14 protein-coding genes are annotated in these 20,207 nt (G+C 74.8%); 8 read left to right on the top strand and 6 right to left on the bottom strand.

Annotation, left to right across the window (positions count from 1 at the left end; genetic code table 11):
* Positions 1 to 20 precede the first annotated feature (20 nt).
* Positions 21 to 518: a CGNR zinc finger domain-containing protein gene (locus tag IFT45_RS11205; RefSeq protein WP_185231506.1), complete on the bottom strand. Its 498-nt coding sequence runs from the start codon at positions 516 to 518 to the stop codon at positions 21 to 23.
* An 85-nt stretch (positions 519 to 603) separates the two neighbouring features.
* On the opposite strand from IFT45_RS11205, the gene IFT45_RS11210 reads away from it, so the two are divergent.
* On the top strand, positions 604 to 1,464 hold the full coding sequence (locus tag IFT45_RS11210) for an alpha/beta fold hydrolase (RefSeq protein ID WP_192128191.1): 861 nt from the start codon (positions 604 to 606) through the stop codon (positions 1,462 to 1,464).
* Here the strand turns inward: IFT45_RS11210 and IFT45_RS11215 are convergent.
* Positions 1,439 to 1,900, bottom strand: a complete 462-nt coding sequence (locus IFT45_RS11215; RefSeq protein ID WP_244637929.1) for an SRPBCC family protein — start codon at positions 1,898 to 1,900, stop codon at positions 1,439 to 1,441. The genes IFT45_RS11210 and IFT45_RS11215 overlap by 26 nt on opposite strands.
* A gap of 125 nt (positions 1,901 to 2,025) precedes the next feature.
* Between IFT45_RS11215 and IFT45_RS11220 the strand changes: the two genes are divergently transcribed.
* The 4 genes from IFT45_RS11220 to IFT45_RS11235 all read left to right on the top strand — a co-directional run bounded on the left by IFT45_RS11220 (position 2,026) and on the right by IFT45_RS11235 (position 8,472).
* Entirely contained in the window at positions 2,026 to 2,277 is a 252-nt protein-coding gene (locus tag IFT45_RS11220; protein ID WP_185231502.1) for a hypothetical protein, read from the top strand.
* A gap of 153 nt (positions 2,278 to 2,430) precedes the next feature.
* Positions 2,431 to 5,028, top strand: a complete 2,598-nt coding sequence (locus tag IFT45_RS17640) for a lamin tail domain-containing protein (protein WP_192128193.1) — start codon at positions 2,431 to 2,433, stop codon at positions 5,026 to 5,028.
* Positions 5,029 to 5,397: 369 nt separating this feature from the next.
* On the top strand, positions 5,398 to 6,366 hold the full coding sequence (locus IFT45_RS11230; RefSeq protein WP_185234323.1) for a 1-phosphofructokinase family hexose kinase: 969 nt from the start codon (positions 5,398 to 5,400) through the stop codon (positions 6,364 to 6,366).
* Positions 6,367 to 6,399: 33 nt separating this feature from the next.
* Positions 6,400 to 8,472, top strand: a complete 2,073-nt coding sequence (locus IFT45_RS11235) for a fructose-specific PTS transporter subunit EIIC (RefSeq protein WP_185231498.1) — start codon at positions 6,400 to 6,402, stop codon at positions 8,470 to 8,472.
* 86 nt (positions 8,473 to 8,558) lie between these two features.
* Here the strand turns inward: IFT45_RS11235 and IFT45_RS11240 are convergent, their stop codons facing one another.
* Positions 8,559 to 13,628 carry a glycoside hydrolase family 3 N-terminal domain-containing protein gene (locus tag IFT45_RS11240; protein WP_192128195.1) on the bottom strand — a complete coding sequence of 1,690 codons (5,070 nt, stop codon included), beginning with the start codon at positions 13,626 to 13,628 and terminating at the stop codon, positions 8,559 to 8,561.
* Between the two features lie 171 nt (positions 13,629 to 13,799).
* Positions 13,800 to 14,615 (bottom strand): alpha/beta fold hydrolase, encoded by an 816-nt coding sequence (locus tag IFT45_RS11245; RefSeq protein WP_192128197.1) that lies wholly within the window; start codon positions 14,613 to 14,615, stop codon positions 13,800 to 13,802.
* A gap of 77 nt (positions 14,616 to 14,692) precedes the next feature.
* Here IFT45_RS11245 and IFT45_RS11250 point away from each other — a divergent pair, with 77 nt between their 5' ends.
* Positions 14,693 to 15,682, top strand: a complete 990-nt coding sequence (locus IFT45_RS11250) for a diacylglycerol kinase family protein (protein ID WP_371810979.1) — start codon at positions 14,693 to 14,695, stop codon at positions 15,680 to 15,682.
* Positions 15,683 to 15,785: 103 nt separating this feature from the next.
* Here the strand turns inward: IFT45_RS11250 and pgi are convergent, their stop codons facing one another.
* Positions 15,786 to 17,513 (bottom strand): glucose-6-phosphate isomerase, encoded by a 1,728-nt coding sequence (gene pgi, locus IFT45_RS11255; RefSeq protein WP_192128199.1) that lies wholly within the window; start codon positions 17,511 to 17,513, stop codon positions 15,786 to 15,788.
* Positions 17,514 to 17,760: 247 nt separating this feature from the next.
* On the opposite strand from pgi, the gene IFT45_RS11260 reads away from it, so the two are divergent.
* A complete protein-coding gene (locus IFT45_RS11260; protein WP_192128201.1) occupies positions 17,761 to 18,723 on the top strand; it encodes a LysM peptidoglycan-binding domain-containing protein in 963 nt (320 codons plus the stop codon).
* Positions 18,724 to 18,781: 58 nt separating this feature from the next.
* Here the strand turns inward: IFT45_RS11260 and IFT45_RS11265 are convergent, their stop codons facing one another.
* Positions 18,782 to 19,222: a hypothetical protein gene (locus IFT45_RS11265; protein WP_167258177.1), complete on the bottom strand. Its 441-nt coding sequence runs from the start codon at positions 19,220 to 19,222 to the stop codon at positions 18,782 to 18,784.
* Between the two features lie 211 nt (positions 19,223 to 19,433).
* Between IFT45_RS11265 and IFT45_RS11270 the strand changes: the two genes are divergently transcribed.
* Entirely contained in the window at positions 19,434 to 20,186 is a 753-nt protein-coding gene (locus tag IFT45_RS11270; RefSeq protein WP_056052467.1) for a cohesin domain-containing protein, read from the top strand.
* Positions 20,187 to 20,207 lie beyond the last annotated feature (21 nt).

The following is a 20,207-nucleotide window of genomic DNA, read 5'->3' on the forward strand; positions in this document are numbered from 1 at the left end:
GGACGTCTGCGTCGAGGCGGTCAGCGCGCGGCGCGGCTCGCGTGCGCGCGGGCCTTCATGCGGTTGCCGCAGACGGCCATCGAGCACCACTTCGCCGTGCCGGGGCGGCTGTGGTCGACGAGGAAGAGGTTGCACTCGTCGTTGGCGCACGCGCGCAGTCGCCCGGGCAGCTCCTCCGCGACGCCCGACCAGGCCAGCACGGCACGGACGGCGAGCTTCTCGTCGTCAGGGGCGCGGAGTTCCCAGCGCACGCCCGCCGGAGTCACGCGGGGCACCTGGACCGCGCCCTCGAGCACCGCGGCGAGCTCGTCGACGGGACCCGCGCCTCCCCCGCGGACGACGGCCTGGAGGAGCCGACGGACGTCGGCGAGCTGAGCGGACTCCCGGTCGGTGCCCGTCCCGCCCCACCGGAGAGCGAGGGCCCGGCCCTCCGCCCCCTCGAGGGCGTCCGTCGGCACGCCGTCGATCACCGGTGCGCTGTTGAGCAGCGCCAGGAGGAGGTCTTCGTTCTCGAGCACGTCTCTCCGATCTCCTCCGCGGCCACGCCGACAGGATCATGCTAGCGTCCTGACTAACCAGTAATCAAGCCGTTAGGGGTTAGTCATGACCACCGTCCACCACCGCACCGTCTCCGTCGACGGCCTCGACGTGTTCTACCGGGAAGCGGGCGCCGCCGACGCACCCGTCGTCCTGCTCCTGCACGGGTACCCCACCAGCTCCCACATGTTCCGGCACCTCATCCCCGCCCTGGCCGACCGGTACCGCGTCATCGCGCCGGACCACATCGGCTTCGGGCGATCGTCGGCGCCGTTCGTCGACGACTTCGACTACACCTTCGCCGCCCTCGCCGAGGTGACGGGTCAGTTCCTCGCCGCCGTCGGGGTCGACGAGTACGCGATCTACGTCCAGGACTACGGCGCACCCGTCGGCTGGCGGCTGGCCCTGGACCACCCCGAGGCCGTGACGGGCGTCATCTCACAGAACGGCAACGCCTACGAGGAGGGCTTCGTGCCGAGCTTCTGGGACCCGATCTGGGCCGACGCGGCGGAGCGGACAGCCGAGACCCGCGACGCCCTCCGCCCGGCGCTCGGCCGTGACGCCGTCGAGTGGCAGTACACCCACGGCGTCCCCGACCCCTCGACCGTCGACCCGGACGCCTGGGAGCACGACCTCGCGCTCCTCGCGCGCCCCGGCCAGGACGACGTGCAGCTGGCGCTCTTCCGCGACTACGCCACCAACAGGGATCTCTACCCGGCCGTCCACGACTGGCTCCGCGACTCCCGCGTCCCCGTCCTGGCCATCTGGGGACGCCACGACGAGATCTTCGCCGCCGAGGGCGCCGCGGCCTTCCGGCAGGACTCGCCCGACGCCCGCGTCGAGCTCGTCGACGGAGGGCACTTCCTGCTCGAGTCGCATCTGGACGTCGTCGCGGCCACGGTCAGGGACTGGCTGTCGACCCGCTGACGGGCGCGGTCGGCTGAGGCCCCCGGCGGGTGCGAGGGAGCCGCTCGTCGAGCAGCGCCGCGAGCCGGTCGAGGTCGCTTTGTACGGCGGCGGCGTCGGCCTCGAACGCCGCCTCGGAGACGCCGTCACGCCGGAAGAGGGTGAACACGGCCTCGCTGCCCTGGTCGTTGGCCACGACCCGGAACGGGTTCCGTACGGTCGTCCCGTCGGGCAGGGTCACGTCGTGGTCGAGGACCCCCAGCTCCACCGGCCCGGTGAAGGCCACCTCGACGACGCCCATCGGGGAGTCCGCGAACCACCGACCGCCCTCCTCGCGGACGCCCGCGCTGAGGCCCGCCGCCCACGCGGGCAGGTTCGCAGGGTCCCCGGCGATGCGGGACACCGCGGCGACGTCGTGGTCGAACGAGCGGGAGAGGTGGACGACGGGCCAGGTCATGCCGGGACACTAGCGCCGGGCCGGGCCTGTCGCACCCTTCCGGGCCACGATCGCTCCGACCACGCCCGCTCCGACCACGCCCCTCCGGGCTGGCACGGCCCGCCGCGGCGTGCCAGGCTCGGCGCATGCGAATCGACGAGTGGTGGCCCGACCTGATCCCGAGCACCCGGCAGTGGCTGATCGACAACGCCGGCGATGCCGTGCCGCCGGAGATCCTCGAGCAGATCACCGCCGTCACGGGCGAGCCGGGCGACGACGACACCTGGGTCGGCGAGGGCACCGACGACGAGTTCTACCTCTCCGACGAGGCGACCGACTGGGTCGAGGCCGCGGGCGCCGCGGAGGGCGACGAGGACGAGGACGACGAGGAGGCCTGAGCCCCCTCCGGGCAGGCCTCCGGCCCGACGGGAGGCAGAGCTCCGGGTCGACGCGGTGATGCGCACCACCTGTCGTTCACCGGGGGTTCACCGGCTGCACGTCGCGGGGCACGAGAGTGCGGGTGACCACGTCACCCCACGAACGGATCACGCATGCACCCCCTCCTCCGGCGCCTCGGCGCGACGACCCTCGTCGGCTGCGTCGCCGCCGTCGGGCTCGTCGGCACCGCCGCCCCCGCCTCGGCCGCCACGGGAGTCCCGACGCTCCCCGGCACGGTCGTCGTCAACGAGATCGAGTCGGACGGCGGCACGCCCGGCGACTGGATCGAGCTCGCCAACACCACCTCGGCCCCGGTCGACGTCTCCGGCCTCGTGCTGAAGGACAACGACGACACCCACGCCTTCACCCTGCCGGCGGGCACGACCCTCCCGGCCCTCGGGTTCCTCGTCGTCGACGAGTCGACCGACCCGGCCACGGGCCTCAGCTTCGGCCTCGGCAAGGCCGACTCGGTGCGCCTGTTCGACGCCGACGGCACGACGCTGCTCGACTCGTACAGCTGGACGGCCGCCGCCGCCACGACGTACGGGCGCCTGCCCGACCGCACGGGCGCCTTCGGCGTCACGCCCGCCTCGAGCAAGGGCACGGCCAACGCCGCGGCGACGACGCCGACGCCGACCGACCCCGGCACGACGCCGGCTCCGACCCCCGCGCCCACCCCGGCTCCGACGCCCACACCCGCACCCGCGCCGGTCGCGACGACGCTGCGCATCAACGAGGTCGAGTCGAACGGCGACGACACCGACTGGGTCGAGCTGACCAACGTCGGCAGCACCGCCGTCGACGTCTCCGGCTGGTCCTTTCTCGACGGCGACGACTCGCACGCGAAGTACGTGCTGCCCGCCGGCTCGACCGTCGCCCCCGGCGGCTTCTTCGTCATCGACCAAGCCCAGGGCGTCCGCCCCGGCTTCGACTTCGGCCTCGGCGGCGCCGACTCCGCCCGCCTCTACGACGCCTCGGGCGCCCTGGCGCTCACCTACAGCTGGACCGAGCACAGCCTCGTCAGCTACGGCCGCTGCCCCGACGGCACCGGCGAGTTCGCCACCACGACGACGAGCACGAAGGGCGCGGCGAACGACTGCTCCTCCCCCGTGCGCCTCAACGAGGTCGAGTCGAGCGGCGGCACGCCCGGCGACTGGGTCGAGCTGACCACCGTCGGCGCGACCCCCGTCGACGTCAGCGGCTTCGTGCTCCGTGACAGCGACGACACGCACCGGTACGTGCTGCCGACGGGCTCCGTCGTCCAGCCCGGGGGCTTCCTCGTGCTCGACGAGCTGACGGCGACGACGCCCGCCGGGTTCGACTTCGGACTGGGAGGCGCGGACAGCGTCCGCCTGTTCGCCCGCGACGGCGTCACCCTCGTCGACTCGTACGCCTGGACGCAGCACGCCGCGGTGACCTGGGGCCGCAGCCCCGACGGCACCGGCGACTTCACGGGCACGCTCGAGGCCACCAAGGGCTCGGCGAACATCGCCGCGGGCACCGTCCTCACCCAGCCGTGGCCGGGCGGCCCGGACGAGCTGCCGCTCGACGACGAGGCGACCTTCACCGGCGACCTCAGCGGCCTGGACTACGAGCCCTCCGGCACCTCGGCCGACGGCACCCTCTGGGCCGTGCAGAACGGCGACGGCCTGCTCTACCGCATCGTCTCGGACGGCGCGGGGGGCTGGGCCCCGGCCACCGACTCCGGCTGGTCCGCGGGCAAGGCCCTGCGCTACCCCGACGGCACCGGCCGCGTCGACGCCGAGGGCGTCACCGTGACCGGCGACTCGAGCGACGGCGGCGTGTACGTCTCGTCCGAGCGGAACAACGCCGCCTCGAGCGTCAGCCGCCCCTCGGTGCTGCGCTACGAGGTGGCCGCCGCCGGCAGCGTGACGACGCTCGTCGCGACGCAGGAGTGGAACCTCGCCGCGGACTTCCCCGGCCTCGGCGCGAACGCCGGGCTCGAGGGCGTCACCTGGGTGCCCGACTCGTGGCTGACGGAGCGCGGCTTCGTCGACGAGTCGACCGGCGCCGCCTACGACCCCGCCGCCCGCCCCGGCCACGGCGAGGGCCTGTTCTTCGTCGGCGTCGAGGGCACCGCGAGCGTCTACGCCTACGCCCTCTCGACCGACGGCTCGGCCGAGCGCGTCGCGACGATCGCCACCTCGTTCGACCTCGTCGCCGACGTGCAGTTCGACGCCGACCTCGACGCCCTCTGGGTCGTCTGCGACGAAGCCTGCTCGGGCCGCACCGCCCTCTTCGACGTCGACGCCTCGGGCGCCTTCGCCGAGCAGGTCGTCTACGAGGCCCCGCTGAACGCCGACCGCGGGCTCGCCAACGAGGGCTTCGCCGTGGCCGACGCCGCGACCTGCACCGACGGCGCGCGCCAGACGTTCTACGCCGACGACGCCGACACGGACGGGTTCTCGCTCCGCGCCGGGACGCTGCCGTGCGAGGCGCCGACGGCGCCGACCGACCCGACGACGCCGGTCGTGCCGGGGACGGGAGCCGGCGCGCCCGGCGCCGGCACGGGCACGGGCACGGGTGCCGTCCCGGCCGGCACGACGCCGACCCGCGTCGCCGGCGCCCCGACCCGTGCGGGCGCGCTCGCCTACACGGGCGGCGCCGACGCTCGCCTCGGCGCGGCCCTCGCGGCGCTGCTGCTCCTCGCCGGAGCGGGAGGGGTGCTCGTCAGCCGCCGTCGCGCCTGACCGCGGCGCGCCTCCGGCACCCGCACCGCGCCTCCCCCGGGCCGCGGCCGTCGACCTCACCGTCGTCGGCCGCGGCCCGTCGGCGTTCCCCGATCGAGGTGACCCGTCCTGGGCCCTGGGTCGGGTGCAGGGCCCAGGACGGGGCACGTCGCGCTGCGACGGGGAGCGTCGACGAGACGAGCAGACCGATCCGGGGCAGATCGGATGCCCGTTCTTGTTGTTCTCTGCCCGATCATGTGGTTTCATCGTCCGGAACGGAGTCGATCAGGCTCCCGACGACGACGAGGTCCGACGATGAGCACAGCACCGACCGCCCACGGCCCCGCGGGCAGCGGCACCGGCCCCGCCGAGGGCGCCCCCGCCCGGCGGATGATCCTCACCGTCACCCCGAACCCCTCCCTCGACCGCACGATCGAGCTCACCGACGAGCTCCGCCGTGGCGAGGTGCAGCGCGCCGCCCGCACGACCGACGAGCCCGGCGGCAAGGGCGTCAACGTCTCGCGGGCCCTCGCGGCCTCGGGCGCCGAGACCGTCGCGCTGCTGCCCGGGCTGCTCGACGACCCCGTGCTCACGGCCCTCCGCCAGCGCGGCGTGCCCACCGTCAACCTGCCGATCGAGCAGCGCCTGCGGGCGAACGTCACCGTCACCGAGCCCGGCGGCACGACGACCAAGATCAACGAGGTCGGCCCCGACCTCGGAGCCCACGTGGAGGCGCTGACCGGCCTCGTCGTCGAGCACGCCCCCCTGGCGTCGTGGCTCGTGCTCGCGGGGTCGCTGCCCCCGGGGCTGCCGGTGACCTGGCTCGCCGACGTCGTCGGCGCCGTCCGCGCCGCCCACGGCGACGCTGCGCCGCGCATCGCCGTCGACTCGTCGGGCGCCCCCTTCGCCGCGCTCGTCGCCTCCGGCGTCCGGGTCGACCTGGTCAAGCCGAACGCGGAGGAGCTCGCCGAGGTCGTCGGCGGAGACGCCGACACCTACGAGCGCGACCTCGACGCCGCCGTGGCGGGCGCCCAGCGCCTCCGCGAGCTCGGCGTCGGCGCGGTGCTGCTGACCCTCGGCAGCGTGGGCGCCGTGCTCGTCGACGACTCCGGCGCGTGGTTCGCCGCCGCCCCGCGCATCGTGCCGCTGAGCACGGTCGGCGCGGGCGACTCCTCCCTCTCGGGCTGGCTGCTCGCCGAGCAGGCCGGCGCCGACCCGGCCGGCCGCCTCGCGCAGGCCGTCGCCTCGGGCGCGGCCGCCGCGGCCCTCCCCGGCAGCATCGTCCCCTCCCTCGACCAGACCTCCCCCGACGACATCGACGTCGTCCCGATGGCCCCCGTGGCCGTCGGCCACCGCTGAGCAACGACGCCCGACCCCAAGGAGCACCCCACCATGTCCGCACTCATCAGCACCGACCTCGTCGGCCTCGACGAAGACCTGGGAGCCACGTCGTCCGACGTGATCCGGGTGCTCGCCGGCCGCGTGGCCGCCGCCGGCCGCGCCGGCTCCGCCGACTCGCTCGCCGACGACGCGATCGCCCGAGAGGCCTCGATCGGCACCGGCGTGCCCGGCGGCATCGCCATCCCCCACGCCCGGTCGACCTCGGTCACCGAGCCGACGCTCGCCTTCTCGCGCCTCGCGCGCACGGTGCCCTTCGGCGCCCCCGACGGCGACGCCGACATCGTCTTCATGATCGCGGTGCCCGAGGGCGCCGACAGCGACCACATGACGGTCCTCTCCACCCTCGCCCGTGCGCTCATCCGCGACGACTTCACCGCGGCGCTCCGGGCCGCGCGCACCCCCGCCGACGTGGTCGCCCTCGTCGACCAGGAGGTCAGCGGCGACGTGGCGGAGGCGCGGGGCACCACCGGCACCGCTCCCGCGGGCGCGAACAGCGCCTCCGGCACCTCCCCGGCCGACGGCGCCCGTCGCCCCCAGCTGGTCGGCGTCACGGCGTGCCCCACCGGCATCGCCCACACCTACATGGCCGCGGACGCGCTGGTCGCGGCCGCCGCCCGCCTCGGCGCCGACCTGCAGATCGAGACCCAGGGATCGTCGAAGGTGACCCCGCTCGACCCCGCCGTGATCGCCGCGGCCGACGCCGTCATCTTCGCCGTGGACGTCGACGTGCGCGACCAGTCGCGCTTCGCCGGGAAGCCCGTCGTGCGCGGGCCGGTCAAGCGCGGCGTCGACGCCCCCGACGCCATGGTCAAGGAGGCGATGGCCGCGGCCACCGACCCCGCCGCTCCCCGCGTCGCGGGCTCGGCCGACGACGCGTCGGCTCAGGAGACCCGCGCGAAGGAGGGCTTCGGCTCGTCGCTGAAGCGCTGGCTGCTGACCGGCGTCTCGTACATGATCCCGTTCGTCGCCGGCGGCGGCCTGCTGCTCGCCCTGGGCTTCCTGCTCTCGGGCTACGAGATCGCGGGCAACGCCGCGACCGTGCTGACGGACTACTCGCTGACGAACCTGCCGCCCGAGGGCCTGGTGTACTTCCTCGGCGCCGCCGCCTTCCAGATCGGCAACCTGTCGATGGGCTTCCTGGTCGCGGCCCTCGCCGGCTACATCGCGTACGCCATCGCCGACCGCCCGGGCATCGCGCCCGGCTTCGTCGCGGGCGCCGTCGCCGTCTTCATGGGCGCCGGCTTCATCGGCGGCCTCGTCGGCGGCCTGCTCGCCGGCTTCGCCGCGTACTGGATCGGCCGGCCCACCGTGCCGCGCTGGCTGCGCGGCCTGATGCCCGTCGTGATCATCCCGCTCTTCGCGTCGATCTTCGCGAGCGGCCTGCTCGTGCTCGTGCTCGGCGGCCCGATCGCCGCGCTGACCGTCGCGCTCACCGACTTCCTCAACGGCCTCAACGGCACGGGCGCGGTCGTGCTCGGCGTCGTGCTCGGCCTGATGATGTGCGTCGACCTCGGCGGCCCCGTCAACAAGGTGGCCTACTCGTTCGCCGTCGCCGGCCTGTCGGCGGGCTCGCTCACCGACAACCCCGCACCGCTGATGATCATGGCCGCCGTCATGGGCGCGGGCATGGTGCCGCCGCTCGCGATGGCCCTCGCCTCGACGGTGCTGTACCGCAAGGGCTTCTCGCAGGTCGAGCGCTCGAACGGCACGGCCGCGTGGCTGCTGGGCGCCTCCTTCATCTCCGAGGGGGCCATCCCGTTCGCCGCGGCCGACCCGCTGCGCGTCATCCCGGCCTCGATGGTCGGAGGAGCGGTGACCGGAGCCATCTCGATGGCCGCGGGCGTCACGTCGCAGGCCCCGCACGGCGGCCTCTTCGTGTTCTTCGCGATCGGGAACCTCGGCATGTGGGTCGTCGCGATCCTCGCCGGCACCGTGGTGTCGGCCGTGGTGCTCGTCGGCCTCAAGCGCTTCGTCCGCCGCTCGGGCGAGAGCGTCACCGTCGAGGCCGCCCAGGCCGCCGACGCCGGCGCCGTGGTCGGCCAGCGCAAGCCGGTCGCCGCCTAGCGGCCACCGCCTGCACCGCACGACAGAGGCCCCCGCCCCGGGAAGGGACGGGGGCCTCCGTCGTCAGTGCGACGTGGCGCGACCGCTCAGTCGTTGCCCTGTCGACGACGGTGACGGAGCGTCAGCCAGGCGCCCATCACGATCATCATGAGGGCCGCGGCGCCGATGCCGACCCAGGCGTCCGAGCCGGTGAAGGCGAGCGGACCGCGGGCGGCGGAGACGCGGCCGGGGCCGTCGGAGCCGCCGGCTCCGGCACCGGGCACCCCCGTCCCGGGCGTGCCCGCACCGGGCGTGCCGGGCGTGCCCGGGTCGCCGGGGCCGTCGGCCGCCAGCACCGTCAGCGTCGCGCGGGCGATCTGCCCCGCGCCCTCGAGCTCGACGACGTGCGCCCCCGGCTCGAGGTCGGCCGGCACCGTGAAGCGCAGCACGCCGACGCCCGAGACCGTCGCGGTCGCCGTGCCGATCGACTGCGGCTCCGAGAACACCGTGCCGGCGAGGGCCTCTCCGGCGACGAAGCCGGTGGCCGTGATCGACACCGAGTCGCCCGGGCGGGCGGTCGCGGGGTCGAGCGTGCCGGGCACGATCGCCTTCGTGGGCTCGTCGACCTCGAGGTCGATGCCGAGCACCGCGGCGAAGCCCCGGAGGGCCACGTCGGGCAGTCCGCGCTGCAGCGCGGCCTCGGCGTCGGCCGTGAGGGCGTCCGAGCCCGCCGCGGCCGTGCCGTCGGTCATCGCCGCCTGCGCGAGGTCACGGGCGAGCGACACGAGCACGTCGGCCGTGGTCATCGCCCCGAGGTCGGTGCCGCTGAACGGGCCCACCGCAGCCAGGAGGAGGCGCAGGGCCGCGGCCGGGTCGGTCACGCTCCCGTCGTCGCCCCAGACGTCGGCGTCGAGCAGGGCCTGGACCGCCTCGCGGGCCGCGCCCTCGGGCAGGCCGGCGACCAGCGCCTCCACCCGGTCACGCGCACCGTCGGTGCGGAGGCCCCAGCCGTAGGGGAAGAGCGGCTCGTAGTCGGCGTCGCCGACGTTGATCGGCACCTGGTCGGCGCTGGCCGCCCAGGTCACGGGCAGGCGGCCGGCGAAGGGCCGGTCGCCGAACAGCACGTCGGCGACGCCGGCGCCCTCGGAGCCGGGCAGCGACGAGGCGACCACGGCGTCGGCCTGGCCGACGACGTCGCCGAGCAGCTGCGGCCGGCCCGACACGACGAGCACCACGCAGGTGGCCGTCGCGGCGCAGACCTTCGCCACCGTCGCCTGGTCGGCGGGCGTCAGCGAGAGGCTCGAGCCGTTGTTCGGCACGTCGCCCTGGCCCTCCGCGTACGGGCGCTCGCCCACCACGACGACGCCGGTCTGGTCGGCGCCGATCGGGGCGGAGGCGTCGGGGCTGACGGTCACGGCGGCGTCGGGGGCGACCTCGCGGATGCCCTCGGCGATGCTCGTGCCCGTCGTCGTGTCGCCCGACCCGCCCTGCCAGCTGATCGTCCAGCCGCCCATCTGGCGACCGAGGTCGTCGGCGCTGGAGCCGGCGACGTAGAGCGAGCCCGTCTTCGAGAGCGGCAGCGCGCCTCCCTCGTTCGTCAGCAGCACCTGCGACTCGCCGGCGGCCTGGCGGGCCACGGCGCGGTTCGCGGCGGAGCCGACCCCGTCGACGTTCGTGCGGTCCGCGAAGGGCTGCTCGAACAGGTTGAGGTCGAACTTCTGGGTGAGGATGCGGCGGACGGCGTCGTCGACCCGCGACTGCGACACGGCGCCGGAGCCGACGGCCGCGACGATGCTGTCGATGAAGGCCCCGTAGTTGTAGGGCGCCATCGCCATGTCGAGGCCCGAGTTCACCGACCGCACCGCCTTCTCGGCGTAGGTGCCGCCGGGCAGCTTGTCGATGCCCTCCCAGTCGCTGATGAGGAAGCCCTCGAAGCCGAGGTCGCCCTTCAGCAGGTCGGTGTTCAGGGCGGTGTTCTCGTGCATGCGCACGGGGCCGTCGCCGAGGTCGACCGCCGAGTACGACGGCATGATCGTGCCGACGCCGGCCTGGAGCGCCGGCAGGTACGGGTCGACGTGCAGGCGGGTGAACTCCTCGAGCGACCCGGCCTCGGTGACGCCCTGGTCGATCGGGTAGGCGCCCGTCCCGGCCACGGACTCGTCGTACGTCGTGCCGCCGTCGCCGGCCCAGTGCTTGGCCGTGGCCAGCACCTCGTCGGCGCCGCCGATGTCGGTCGGGTCGTCGCCCTGCAGGCCGAGCACCGACGGGGCCGCGAAGGTGCGGACCAGCGCAGGGTCCTCGCCGAACGACTCGTAGCTGCGGCCCCAGCGCTCGTCGCGCGAGACGCAGAGGCAGGGGGCGAAGGTCCACGGCACTCCCGTGGCGCGCACCTCCTGAGCCGTGACCCGGGCGATCTCCTCCACGAGGGCCGGGTCGCGGGTGGCGCCGAGCCCCGTGTTGTGCGGGAAGATCGTCGCGCCGACCACGTTGCTGTGGCCGTGCACGGCGTCGACGCCGTAGATCATCGGGATCTGCAGACGGGTCGACAGGGCCTCGCGCTGGTACGCGTCGACCATGTCGGCCCAGGCGACGGCGGTGTTGCCCTCGGGCACCGACCCTCCGCCGCTGAGCAGCGAGCCGAGGGCGCGGTCGCTGATGTCGCTCGTCGACGTGAGGCCGAGGCGCTCGGCCTGGGCCATCTGCCCGACCTTCTCCTCGAGCGTCATCCGGCCCAGCAGGTCGGCGACGCGGTCGGCGGTGGGCAGCGAGGCGTCGAGGTACGGCAGGTCGTGCGCGGCGAGCACGACGCGCGGGCCGTCGCCGACCTTCGCCGTGGTCGACGCGAGCGTCACCTGGAGCTCCTTGGCCTCGGCGGCCCCCGCGGAGGCGCGGGTCGCCACGGTGACCGTCTGCTGAGCACCCGAGGCGCTCCCGGCCGGGAAGGTCACGGTGCCCGACGCGGCGTCGTAGTCCGTGCCGGCCACGGCGGTGCCGTCGGCGGTGGCCCAGTCGACGGACACGTCGGAGGCGAGGGGCTCGTCACCGGCGGTCGTCACGGTCAGTGCGACCTCGGCCGGCTGGCCGGCGTCGACGAGCCAGACGTCCTGCGTGGAGTCGACGGTCACCGACGCCGCGGAGGCGGGGGTGCCGTAGAGCTGCGTGTCGTCGATCGCCCAGCCGACGGGCGCCGGGGTGCCCGGCGTGAAGGTGAACGAGTAGCCGAACGAGGCCGTCAGGTCGAGGGTGCCGTTCGTCGTCGCGGCGTCGCCCGGCTGGTAGCCCGACGGCGTGAACGACGAGAAGGGCAGCTCGACGAGCTTCCAGCGCGAGGTGCTGCTGCCCCAGTTGTCCTTGAAGGTCGTGGCCCACAGCTCGCTGGTCTCCGCGGTGTCGCCGCCGGCCGGGTCGCCGTCCTTGATCTCGAGCTTGATGTCGGCGCCCGCCGTCGGCGATGCCGGGTTGTTCGACTGCGACGCGTACCACCAGAAGCGGATGCCCTGGTAGCTCGACCAGTCCTGGCTGTCGGCCAGGTTGTGGCTCAGCCCGCCGTAGCCCCCGGAGGGGATCGAGAACTGCCCCGAGAGCACGTGGTTCCCGGCGTCGCCGCCGCGCTCCTGCACGGTGACCTCGCGGCTGATGGTCGGCTCGGTCGGTGCCGGCGAGCCCCAGGTGAAGAAGCCGACGGGGTCGGCGGTCGTGCTGAGCGGCACGTCGCCCTCGAAGTCCTCGATCATCGTGGCGCGGTCGAAGACGGCGACGTCGTCGACCAGGTACGTGCCGGCGCCGAGCTGCGTCAGCGTCACCGCGAAGCCGGTCGAGGCGGACGGGTCGAAGCGGGTGTCGCTGGTCGGCTGGCCCTTGACGCGCAGGTCGGCGAAGAGCACGCTGACGCGCTTCCAGTCGGTGCTGTCGTCGGTGACGCTCGTCTCGAAGAGCACGCCGCCGTTCTTCAGCTCGTACCGCAGCTGCTGGCCGCTGGCCGCGCCCTTGAACCAGAACGAGAAGCCGTCGGCGTCGCTCCAGTCGGCGGCGGGCTGGTCGTGCGAGAAGCCGTACCAGCTGTCGGGGGCGGTGGGCCCGGCGACGACGGCGCTGAGCGCCTGGGTGCCGGCGGCTCCCTCGCGCTCGGCGGCGACGGTCGAGAGCGCGGGCGTGACCGCGGCGCTGGCGCCCCAGCCGAAGTAGCCCGAGGGCACCCCGGCCTCGAAGTCGTCGAGCACGCGGGTCTCGCCGATGTTGAGCAGCTCGCCCGTCGGGGTGAGCGTGACGGCCAGCGACCCGCGCGACCCGACGACGGTCGGCTCGCTGGCGTCGGAGGCGGTCAGCTCGACCGTGCGGCGGGGGCTGAGCGCGCCGGTCGAGATCGTCTCGAGCGCGACGGAGGCGGTGGTCTCGCCGGGCGCGAAGGTCACCGTCTCGTCGACGGCCCGGTAGTCGGTGCCGGCGACGGCGGTGCCGCCGGTCGAGCGGACCCGCACGCTGACGGGCTCGTCGCTGGTGCCGGTCAGGCTGAGGCCGGCGGTGAGGGTCTGCCCGGCGGCGACGGTCGCGGTCGCGCGGTCGAAGCTGACGGAGCGGGTCTGCGCCTCGCCGTACACCTGGAGGCCGTAGGCGGAGTAGCCGTACCAGTGCGGCCGCGAGGCGTCCCAGGTCGCCGCCGAGCGCTGCAGCATGCTCACGCGCACGTAGCGGGCGTCGGTGGGCGCCGACAGGGCGACCTCGTCGCGCTGCCCGTCGCCGGCGTCGACCGTCTGGGCGGTGGTCCAGCTCTCGGCCAGCGCCGGGTCGCCGGTGGTCACGTCGACCGTGTAGCGCGTCGCGTACGACGACTCCCAGTCGAGGCCGATCGCGTCGACGCGGGCCACGCCGCCGAGGTCGACGATCACCGAGGCGGTGAACGGGACGTCCTCGTCGGGGCCGTTGCCGCTGGCCCACCGGGTCGCGGCGTCGCCGTCGTTCAGGGCCTCGGCGGGGAAGGTGCCGTCGGCGTCGGACTGCGAGGCCGACGCGGTGACGGTGCCGAAGCGGGCGAGGTCGACCGGGGCGGCGACGGCGGCGAGGGCCGGCAGGCCCGACAGCAGCAGGGCCGAGACGGCGGTGAGGGCCGTGCCGACGGCGACGCGGCGCGTCGCCCTGCCGGCTCGGCCTCGAGGTGGGCGGGTGGGGACGACGGTCACGACTACTCCCTTGTAATCACGAGCAGGCGGGCCGGTGCGCACGACATCGTGCGCGGTGGCTCACCAGGGGGACGTCGGCCCTCACCGACCCCGTGATCGGGGGCCAGGGGCTCGACCGGCTGATCGTATCCACACAGCTCATTCCGAGGCAAGGGGTGGACGACATCGATGTCAGACCTGCGACACGGCCCCTGGGCAGCACCGCCGGGCGAAGTCGACGACCTCACGGCCGACCTCCGCGGCCCGCGAGTGCACGACGTTGTGGACGGCGGCGGGCACGTCGCGCGCCTCGCCGTCGACGACGAGCGCGACGAGCTCGTCCGCCCAGCGGGCGGGCGCCACGGGGTCGTGGCGGCCCCGCAGCACGAGCAGCGGCGCCGCCAGACCGGGGAGGCGCTCGTCGATCGGGTGCCGGAGCATCGAGCGGGTGCCCGCCGCGTACGACAGCAGGCCGCCGCGCAGGTAGTCACGCGTCACCATGGCGCTCGTGAGCGGCGGCTCGCCGAGCATGTCGAGGGCGAGCCGGCGGCCCTGGCCGACGACGCTCGGCGCGACGCGGTCGACGACGGGGCCCACCAGCACCACGCCCGCGACGACGTCGGGGCGACGCAGGGCCATCTCGACGACCACCTGCGCGCCGAGCGAGTGCCCGACGAGCACGACCGGACCGGCGAGCGGGGCCGAGGCGAGCGCGTCGAGCCTCGGCAGCAGGGCCTCGGCGAGCTGCGGGATCGCCAGGCGCCGCCCCGGGCCGGGCGAGCGCCCGAAGCCGGGCAGGTCCGGGGCCAGCACGGGCCCGTGGGCGACGAGCGCGGCCGCGAGCCGGCTGAACGAACGGTGCGACAGGCCCAGCCCGTGCACGAGCACGAACACCGGCGCTCCGGGCGGGTGCCGCTCCGGGCCGCGGGCGGACCACCAGTGCACGGAGGGCCGGTCGGCCGACGGGCCGCCGCGGCGGGGGGACGACTCGGCGATGGTGTCCTCCACGGGCGGCTGAGGCAGGGGATCTGCCGTCTGGGAGTGTACCGGCGGGCGGCCCGGCGCCCTGCACTAGGGTCTCGCCTGTGGAACCACCCCGGCACGACGCTCCGACACCCGCCAGGGCCGCCGTGGTGGTCAACCCGGTGAAGGTCGACGTCGCCGCGCTCCGGCTGCTCGTGGCCGAGCAGGAGGAGCGGCTCGGCTGGGCTCCCGCGACCTGGTGGGAGACGAGCGCGGGCGACGACGGGCGCTCGGCGGCCGAGGCGGCGCTGGCGGCCGACCCGCGACTCCTCGTGGTGGCCGGGGGCGACGGCACGCTGCGCGCCGTGGCCGAGGTCGCCGCCGGGCGAGGCACCCCGCTCGGGCTCGTGCCCGCGGGCACCGGCAACCTGTTCGCCCGGGAGCTGGGCCTGCCCCTCAACGCGCTGCGCTCGGCGGTCGAGACCGCGTTCGGCGGCCGCGACCGCCCGGTCGACGTCGGCACCGTCGAGCTCGGGCGCCCCGACGGGACGAGCACGCGCCACGCCTTCCTCGTCATGACCGGCATCGGCGTCGACGCCCACATGGCCGGGCACACCGACCCCCGGCTCAAGGCCCGGATCGGCTGGCTCGCGTACTCCGACCCGATCGCGCGGAGCGTCTTCGGCAACCGCCAGTTCGACATGACGTACGCGCTCGACGACGAGCCCCCTGTGTCGACCCGCGTGCACACGGTGATCGTCGGCAACTCGGGGACGCTGACCGCGGGCATCCTGATGATCCCGGACGCCGTCGTCGACGACGGGCTGCTCGACGCCGTCGTGCTCCGCCCCGGGCGCGGTCCGGGGTGGACGTACATCGGCTACCGGCTCGCCTTCAACCGCCTGCTGCACCGCACCGGCATCGGCCGTGTCGTCACCCGGTGGAGCCCCCGGCCCCGCTCGATGCGCTTCGCCCAGGCGCGGGCGATGCGCGTGCAGCTCGCCGCCCCGCAGGAGATCCAGATCGACGGCGACCCCCGCGGCCTCGTCAGCGAGGTCGCCATCACGGTCGCGCACCACGCGCTGACCGTGCGCGTGCCGCCCGCGGGCTGAGCCCGGCGGGGGCCGACGACACGGCCCGGACGCAGGAGGCGCGGTGCAGGTCGAGCCTGCACCGCGCCTCCCCCGGGCCCTCGCCCGGTGACCTCGTCGCTCGCTAGTCGCGCAGCTCCAGGTACTTCGCGATCAGCGCGCCGGTCGAGCTGTCCTGCGCCTCGAGCGCGGCGACGTCGCCGTCGACCGCCGGGGCGATCTGCAGCGCGAGCTGCTTGCCGAGCTCGACGCCCCACTGGTCGAACGAGTCGATGCCCCAGATCGTGCCCTCGACGAAGACGATGTGCTCGTAGAGCGCGATCAGCTGGCCGAGCACGCTCGGGGTCAGCGCCGGGGCGAGGATCGACGTCGTCGGGCGGTTGCCGCTGAAGACGCGGGCGGGCACGACCGCCTCGGCGGTGCCCTCGGCGCGGACCTCGTCGGCCGTCTTGCCGAAGGCCAGGGCCTTCGACTGCGCGAAGAAGTTCGCCATGAAGAGCGCGTGCACGTCCTGGCCGGGCTCGACCGTGCTGCCGTCGCCCGACTCGTCCTTCAGGGGGTGCGCCGGGTTGGCGACCGCGATGAAGTCGGCGGGCACGATGCGGGTGCCCTGGTGGATGAGCTGGTAGAACGCGTGCTGGCCGTTCGTGCCGGGCTCGCCCCAGAAGACCTCGCCGGTGTCGGTGGTGACGGGCGAGCCGTCCCAGCGGACGCTCTTGCCGTTCGACTCCATCGTGAGCTGCTGGAGGTAGGCGGGGAAGCGGTGCAGGTACTGCGAGTAGGGCAGCACGGCGTGGCTCTGCGCGCCGAGGAAGTTCGAGTACCAGACGTTGAGCAGGCCCATCAGCACGGGCACGTTCTGCTCGAGCGGAGCGGTGCGCATGTGCTCGTCGAGGGCGTGGAAGCCGGCGAGGAACTCGCGCCAGGCGTCGGGGCCGATCGCGATGACGACCGAGGTGCCGATGGCGGAGTCGACGGAGTAGCGGCCGCCGACCCAGTCCCAGAAGCCGAACGCGTTCTCGGGGTCGATGCCGAACGCGGCGACCTTCTCGAGGGCGGTCGAGACGGCGACGAAGTGCTTCGCCACGGCGCCCTTCCGAGCCTCGTCGGTGTCGTCGAGGGCGCCGGCGGCGGCGAGGCCGCGCCAGAGCCAGTCGCGGGCGAGACGCGCGTTGGTGAGGGTCTCGAGCGTGCCGAAGGTCTTCGACGCGACGATGAAGAGGGTGGTCTCGGGGTCGAGGCCGACGGTCTTCTCGGAGACGTCGGTGGGGTCGATGTTGGAGACGAAGCGGACCTCGAGGCCCTGCTGCACGTAGGGCTTGAGCGCCTCGTAGACCATGACGGGGCCGAGGTCGGAGCCGCCGATGCCGATGTTGACGACGGTCTCGATGCGCTTGCCGGTGACGCCGACCCACTCGCCGGAGCGGACCTTCTCGGCGAAGGCGTAGACCTTGTCGAGCGTGGCGTGGACGTCGGCGTCGACGTCCTGGCCGTCGACGACGAAGCCGGCCGCGGGGACCAGCTCGGCGCCGTCCTTCGGGCGGCGCAGGGCGGTGTGCAGCACGGCGCGGTCTTCCGTGACGTTGATGTGCTCGCCCGAGATCATGGCCCGGTAGCGCTCCGCGACGCCGGTGTCGGTGGCGACCTGGAGGAGGTGCTGGAGGACCTCGTCGGTGACGAGGCCCTTGGAGAGGTCGACGGTGAGGTCGGCGGCCTGGAAGGTGAGGCGCTCGGCACGGTCGGCCTCGGCGTCGAACCAGGCGCGGAGGTCGGGCGAGAAGCCGTCGGCGATGCGGGCGAGCTGCTGCCACGCCTCGGTCGAGGTGGGGTCGACGGGAACGGATTCGGTCACGGGTGGTCCTCCTGGAGCGGATGAGCGGTACGGCCCGCGGGAGACGCGCCGTCGCGTGACGGACCGGGGCCAACTCTATTGCTCCGCTCCGCCGTGCGCCCCGCCTCGTCCGATGTGCGACGGGGGCTTGCGCACGTGGGAGCCGGCGCGAGCGCGAGCGCTGCTGCGGTGCGGGGCGGTGCAGGGGGCGGCGCTGCTCGCGCCCGGCCCGCGGACCCCCCTAGGCTGGCCCGAGGGGGAACGACAGATGGACGACAGCACCACCACGGGCAGCACCACCACGAGCACCGAGGCACCGCTGCGCGGCCGAGGCCGCGTGATCGCGATCGTCGGCGGCGTCGTCGCGGTCGCGACGATCGCCATCGGCGCGGTCGGCTGGGCCCTCTGGCCCGGCGAGGCCGAGCCGACGCCCGTCAGCACCGCCACGCGCACCGCCCAGGCCGTCGCGCCGAGCACGCCCTCGCCCACGCCGACCGTCGCGACAGCCACCGGCTCGCCGACCCCGCGGCCCGCGACGGCGCCGCCGGCCGACCCCGCCGTCCCCGCACCGTTCGTCACGCCGGTCGCCGCCGGCACGGTCGTCTCCGAGGGCGACGTCCGCTCGCCGAAGGGCAGCGTCGCCTACCACTGGCGGGCGACCGCGAACGGCGACGACACCTTCTCGATGGAGTACTCCGGCTTCACCTCGACGCTGCCGGTGCCGGTCGGCGCGACCCTGATCGAGATCGCGCCGAGCGTCGGCGACGGCCTCACGGCGCACGGCCCGGGCGACCTCCAGCTCGGCGGCCCCACGACGGAGCCCGCCCTCACCACCTCGACCCTGCTCGGCACGAGCACGCCCGGCTACCTCGGCACGCTGGTCACCTACTCCGCCGCCACCGACGGAGCCGACCTGCCCGTCGAGATCGGCCCCGAGAAGGTGCTCGCCGTGACGCCCGTCACGTGGTCGGTGCCCGGCCGCCAGACGAACATCGTCGTCGCCGACTCGGGCTCCGCCGACCTCGCGACCGGCACCGTCGTGTCGTCGACGCCCGCGGGCGGCCCGCGCGGCTACCTCGTCGCGGCGGGCGACACCATCGACGCCGTCGCGGCACGCTTCGGCATCACGCCGGCCGCGCTCATCTACCTCAACGCCGGCCTGCTCGTCACCGGCGACCAGCAGTACCTCATCTACGGCAACACGATCAACCTCGACCCCGACAGCGTCTGACCCCGACGGCGTCCGCCCCTGCCACCGCCGGGGCGCTGCCGCCGCCGGTGAGCGCCCGTCAGTCGCCGGCGGCGCGTCGGACCAGAGCCCCCAGGGAGGCGCGGGTCGCGTCGTCGACGCCGGTGACGGCGTACGCCGTGGGCCACATCACCCCGTCGTCGAGCTGCGCGCCGTCCTGGAACCCGAGGGTCGAGTACCGCGTGCCGAACTTGGCGCCGGGCTGGAAGAAGACGACGGCCTTGCCGTCCTCCCGCGCGTAGGCGGGGAACCCGTACCAGGTCTTGGGGCGCAGGCTCGGGGCGTGCTCGGCGACGATCTCGTGCACCATCTGCGCGATCGGCCGCTCGACGTCCGTCATCGCGGCGATCGCGGCGAGCGCGTCGGCCTCCTCCGCCGCCGCCTTGTCGGCGAGCTTCTGGCGCTTCGCCTCGACCCGCAGCTCGGCGGCGCGCTGCTTCATCGCGGCGCGCTCCTCCTTGGTGAAGCCGTCGTCGGCCATGTCGTCTCCTGTCTGAGGGGGGCGTTCCGCCCGCGCTCATGGTGACAGGCCGGGCAGAGGCGCACAACGCCGCCCGTCGCCCCGAGCCTCGGCCAGTCGTAACGAACCCGAAACGGAGCTGAGCGTGAGCCGGAAACACGCCCTGGATACCGTTCGAGCCTCCTGCACACCACCCTCCGCCGCTCCTCCCCATGAGAAGGACTCCCTCCCGATGAAGCCCCTCCGTCGGCGCCTCCCGCGCGCCCGCAGCTCCGCGACGGCCGTCGCCCTGGCCCTCGCCGCGGTCGCGCTCGGCGCCTCCCCCGCCTCCGCCGCCCCCGTCCTGGCCTCGGCCACCGTGACGGCCCCCGCGACCGCCACGGTCGGCGACGTCGTCGACGTCTCGGTCGTGCTCACCGGCACCGCCGACGTCTACGCGTACGACCTCGAGCTCGGCTTCGACGACGTCGCCCTCGACTACGTCGCCGACAGCGCCACCTCGCCGAGCGGCGGCTTCGACGACGTCCAGGTGGCCGACGGGTCGCTCTCGATCCTGCACACGCGGCTCGGCAGCTCCCCGGCCCTGACCGGCGACCTCACCGTCGACCTGCAGTTCACCGCGGTCGCCGCGGGCGGCGCCGCGGTGTCCCTCGACTCCGTCGAGCTGATCGGCGCCGACGGCAGCAGCCTCGTGGTCACGCCGACGGCCTCCGCCGTCGTCGCGGTCGCGGCCGCGCCGGTGGCCCCGCAGCCGTCCGCCAGCCCGACGGCCGGCGCGCCCGCGCCCTCGGCCAGCCCCACCGCCGCGACGCCCGTCACGGGCGCGGCCGCCGGCCGCCCGACCGCCACCGGCTCCCGCGACGACCTCGCGTTCACCGGCTCCGACAGCTGGCTCCTCGTGGCCGGCGGAGCAGGGCTGCTCGTGCTGGGCCTGCTCGTCGTGGCCGCGGTCGCCCTCCGTCGCCGTGCGGCGGCGACCCGATGAGCGCCCGCGACCGGGCCGGGC

The sequence above is a fragment of the Frigoribacterium sp. CFBP 13707 genome (assembly GCF_014842245.1).
Taxonomy (GTDB): domain Bacteria; phylum Actinomycetota; class Actinomycetes; order Actinomycetales; family Microbacteriaceae; genus Frigoribacterium; species Frigoribacterium endophyticum.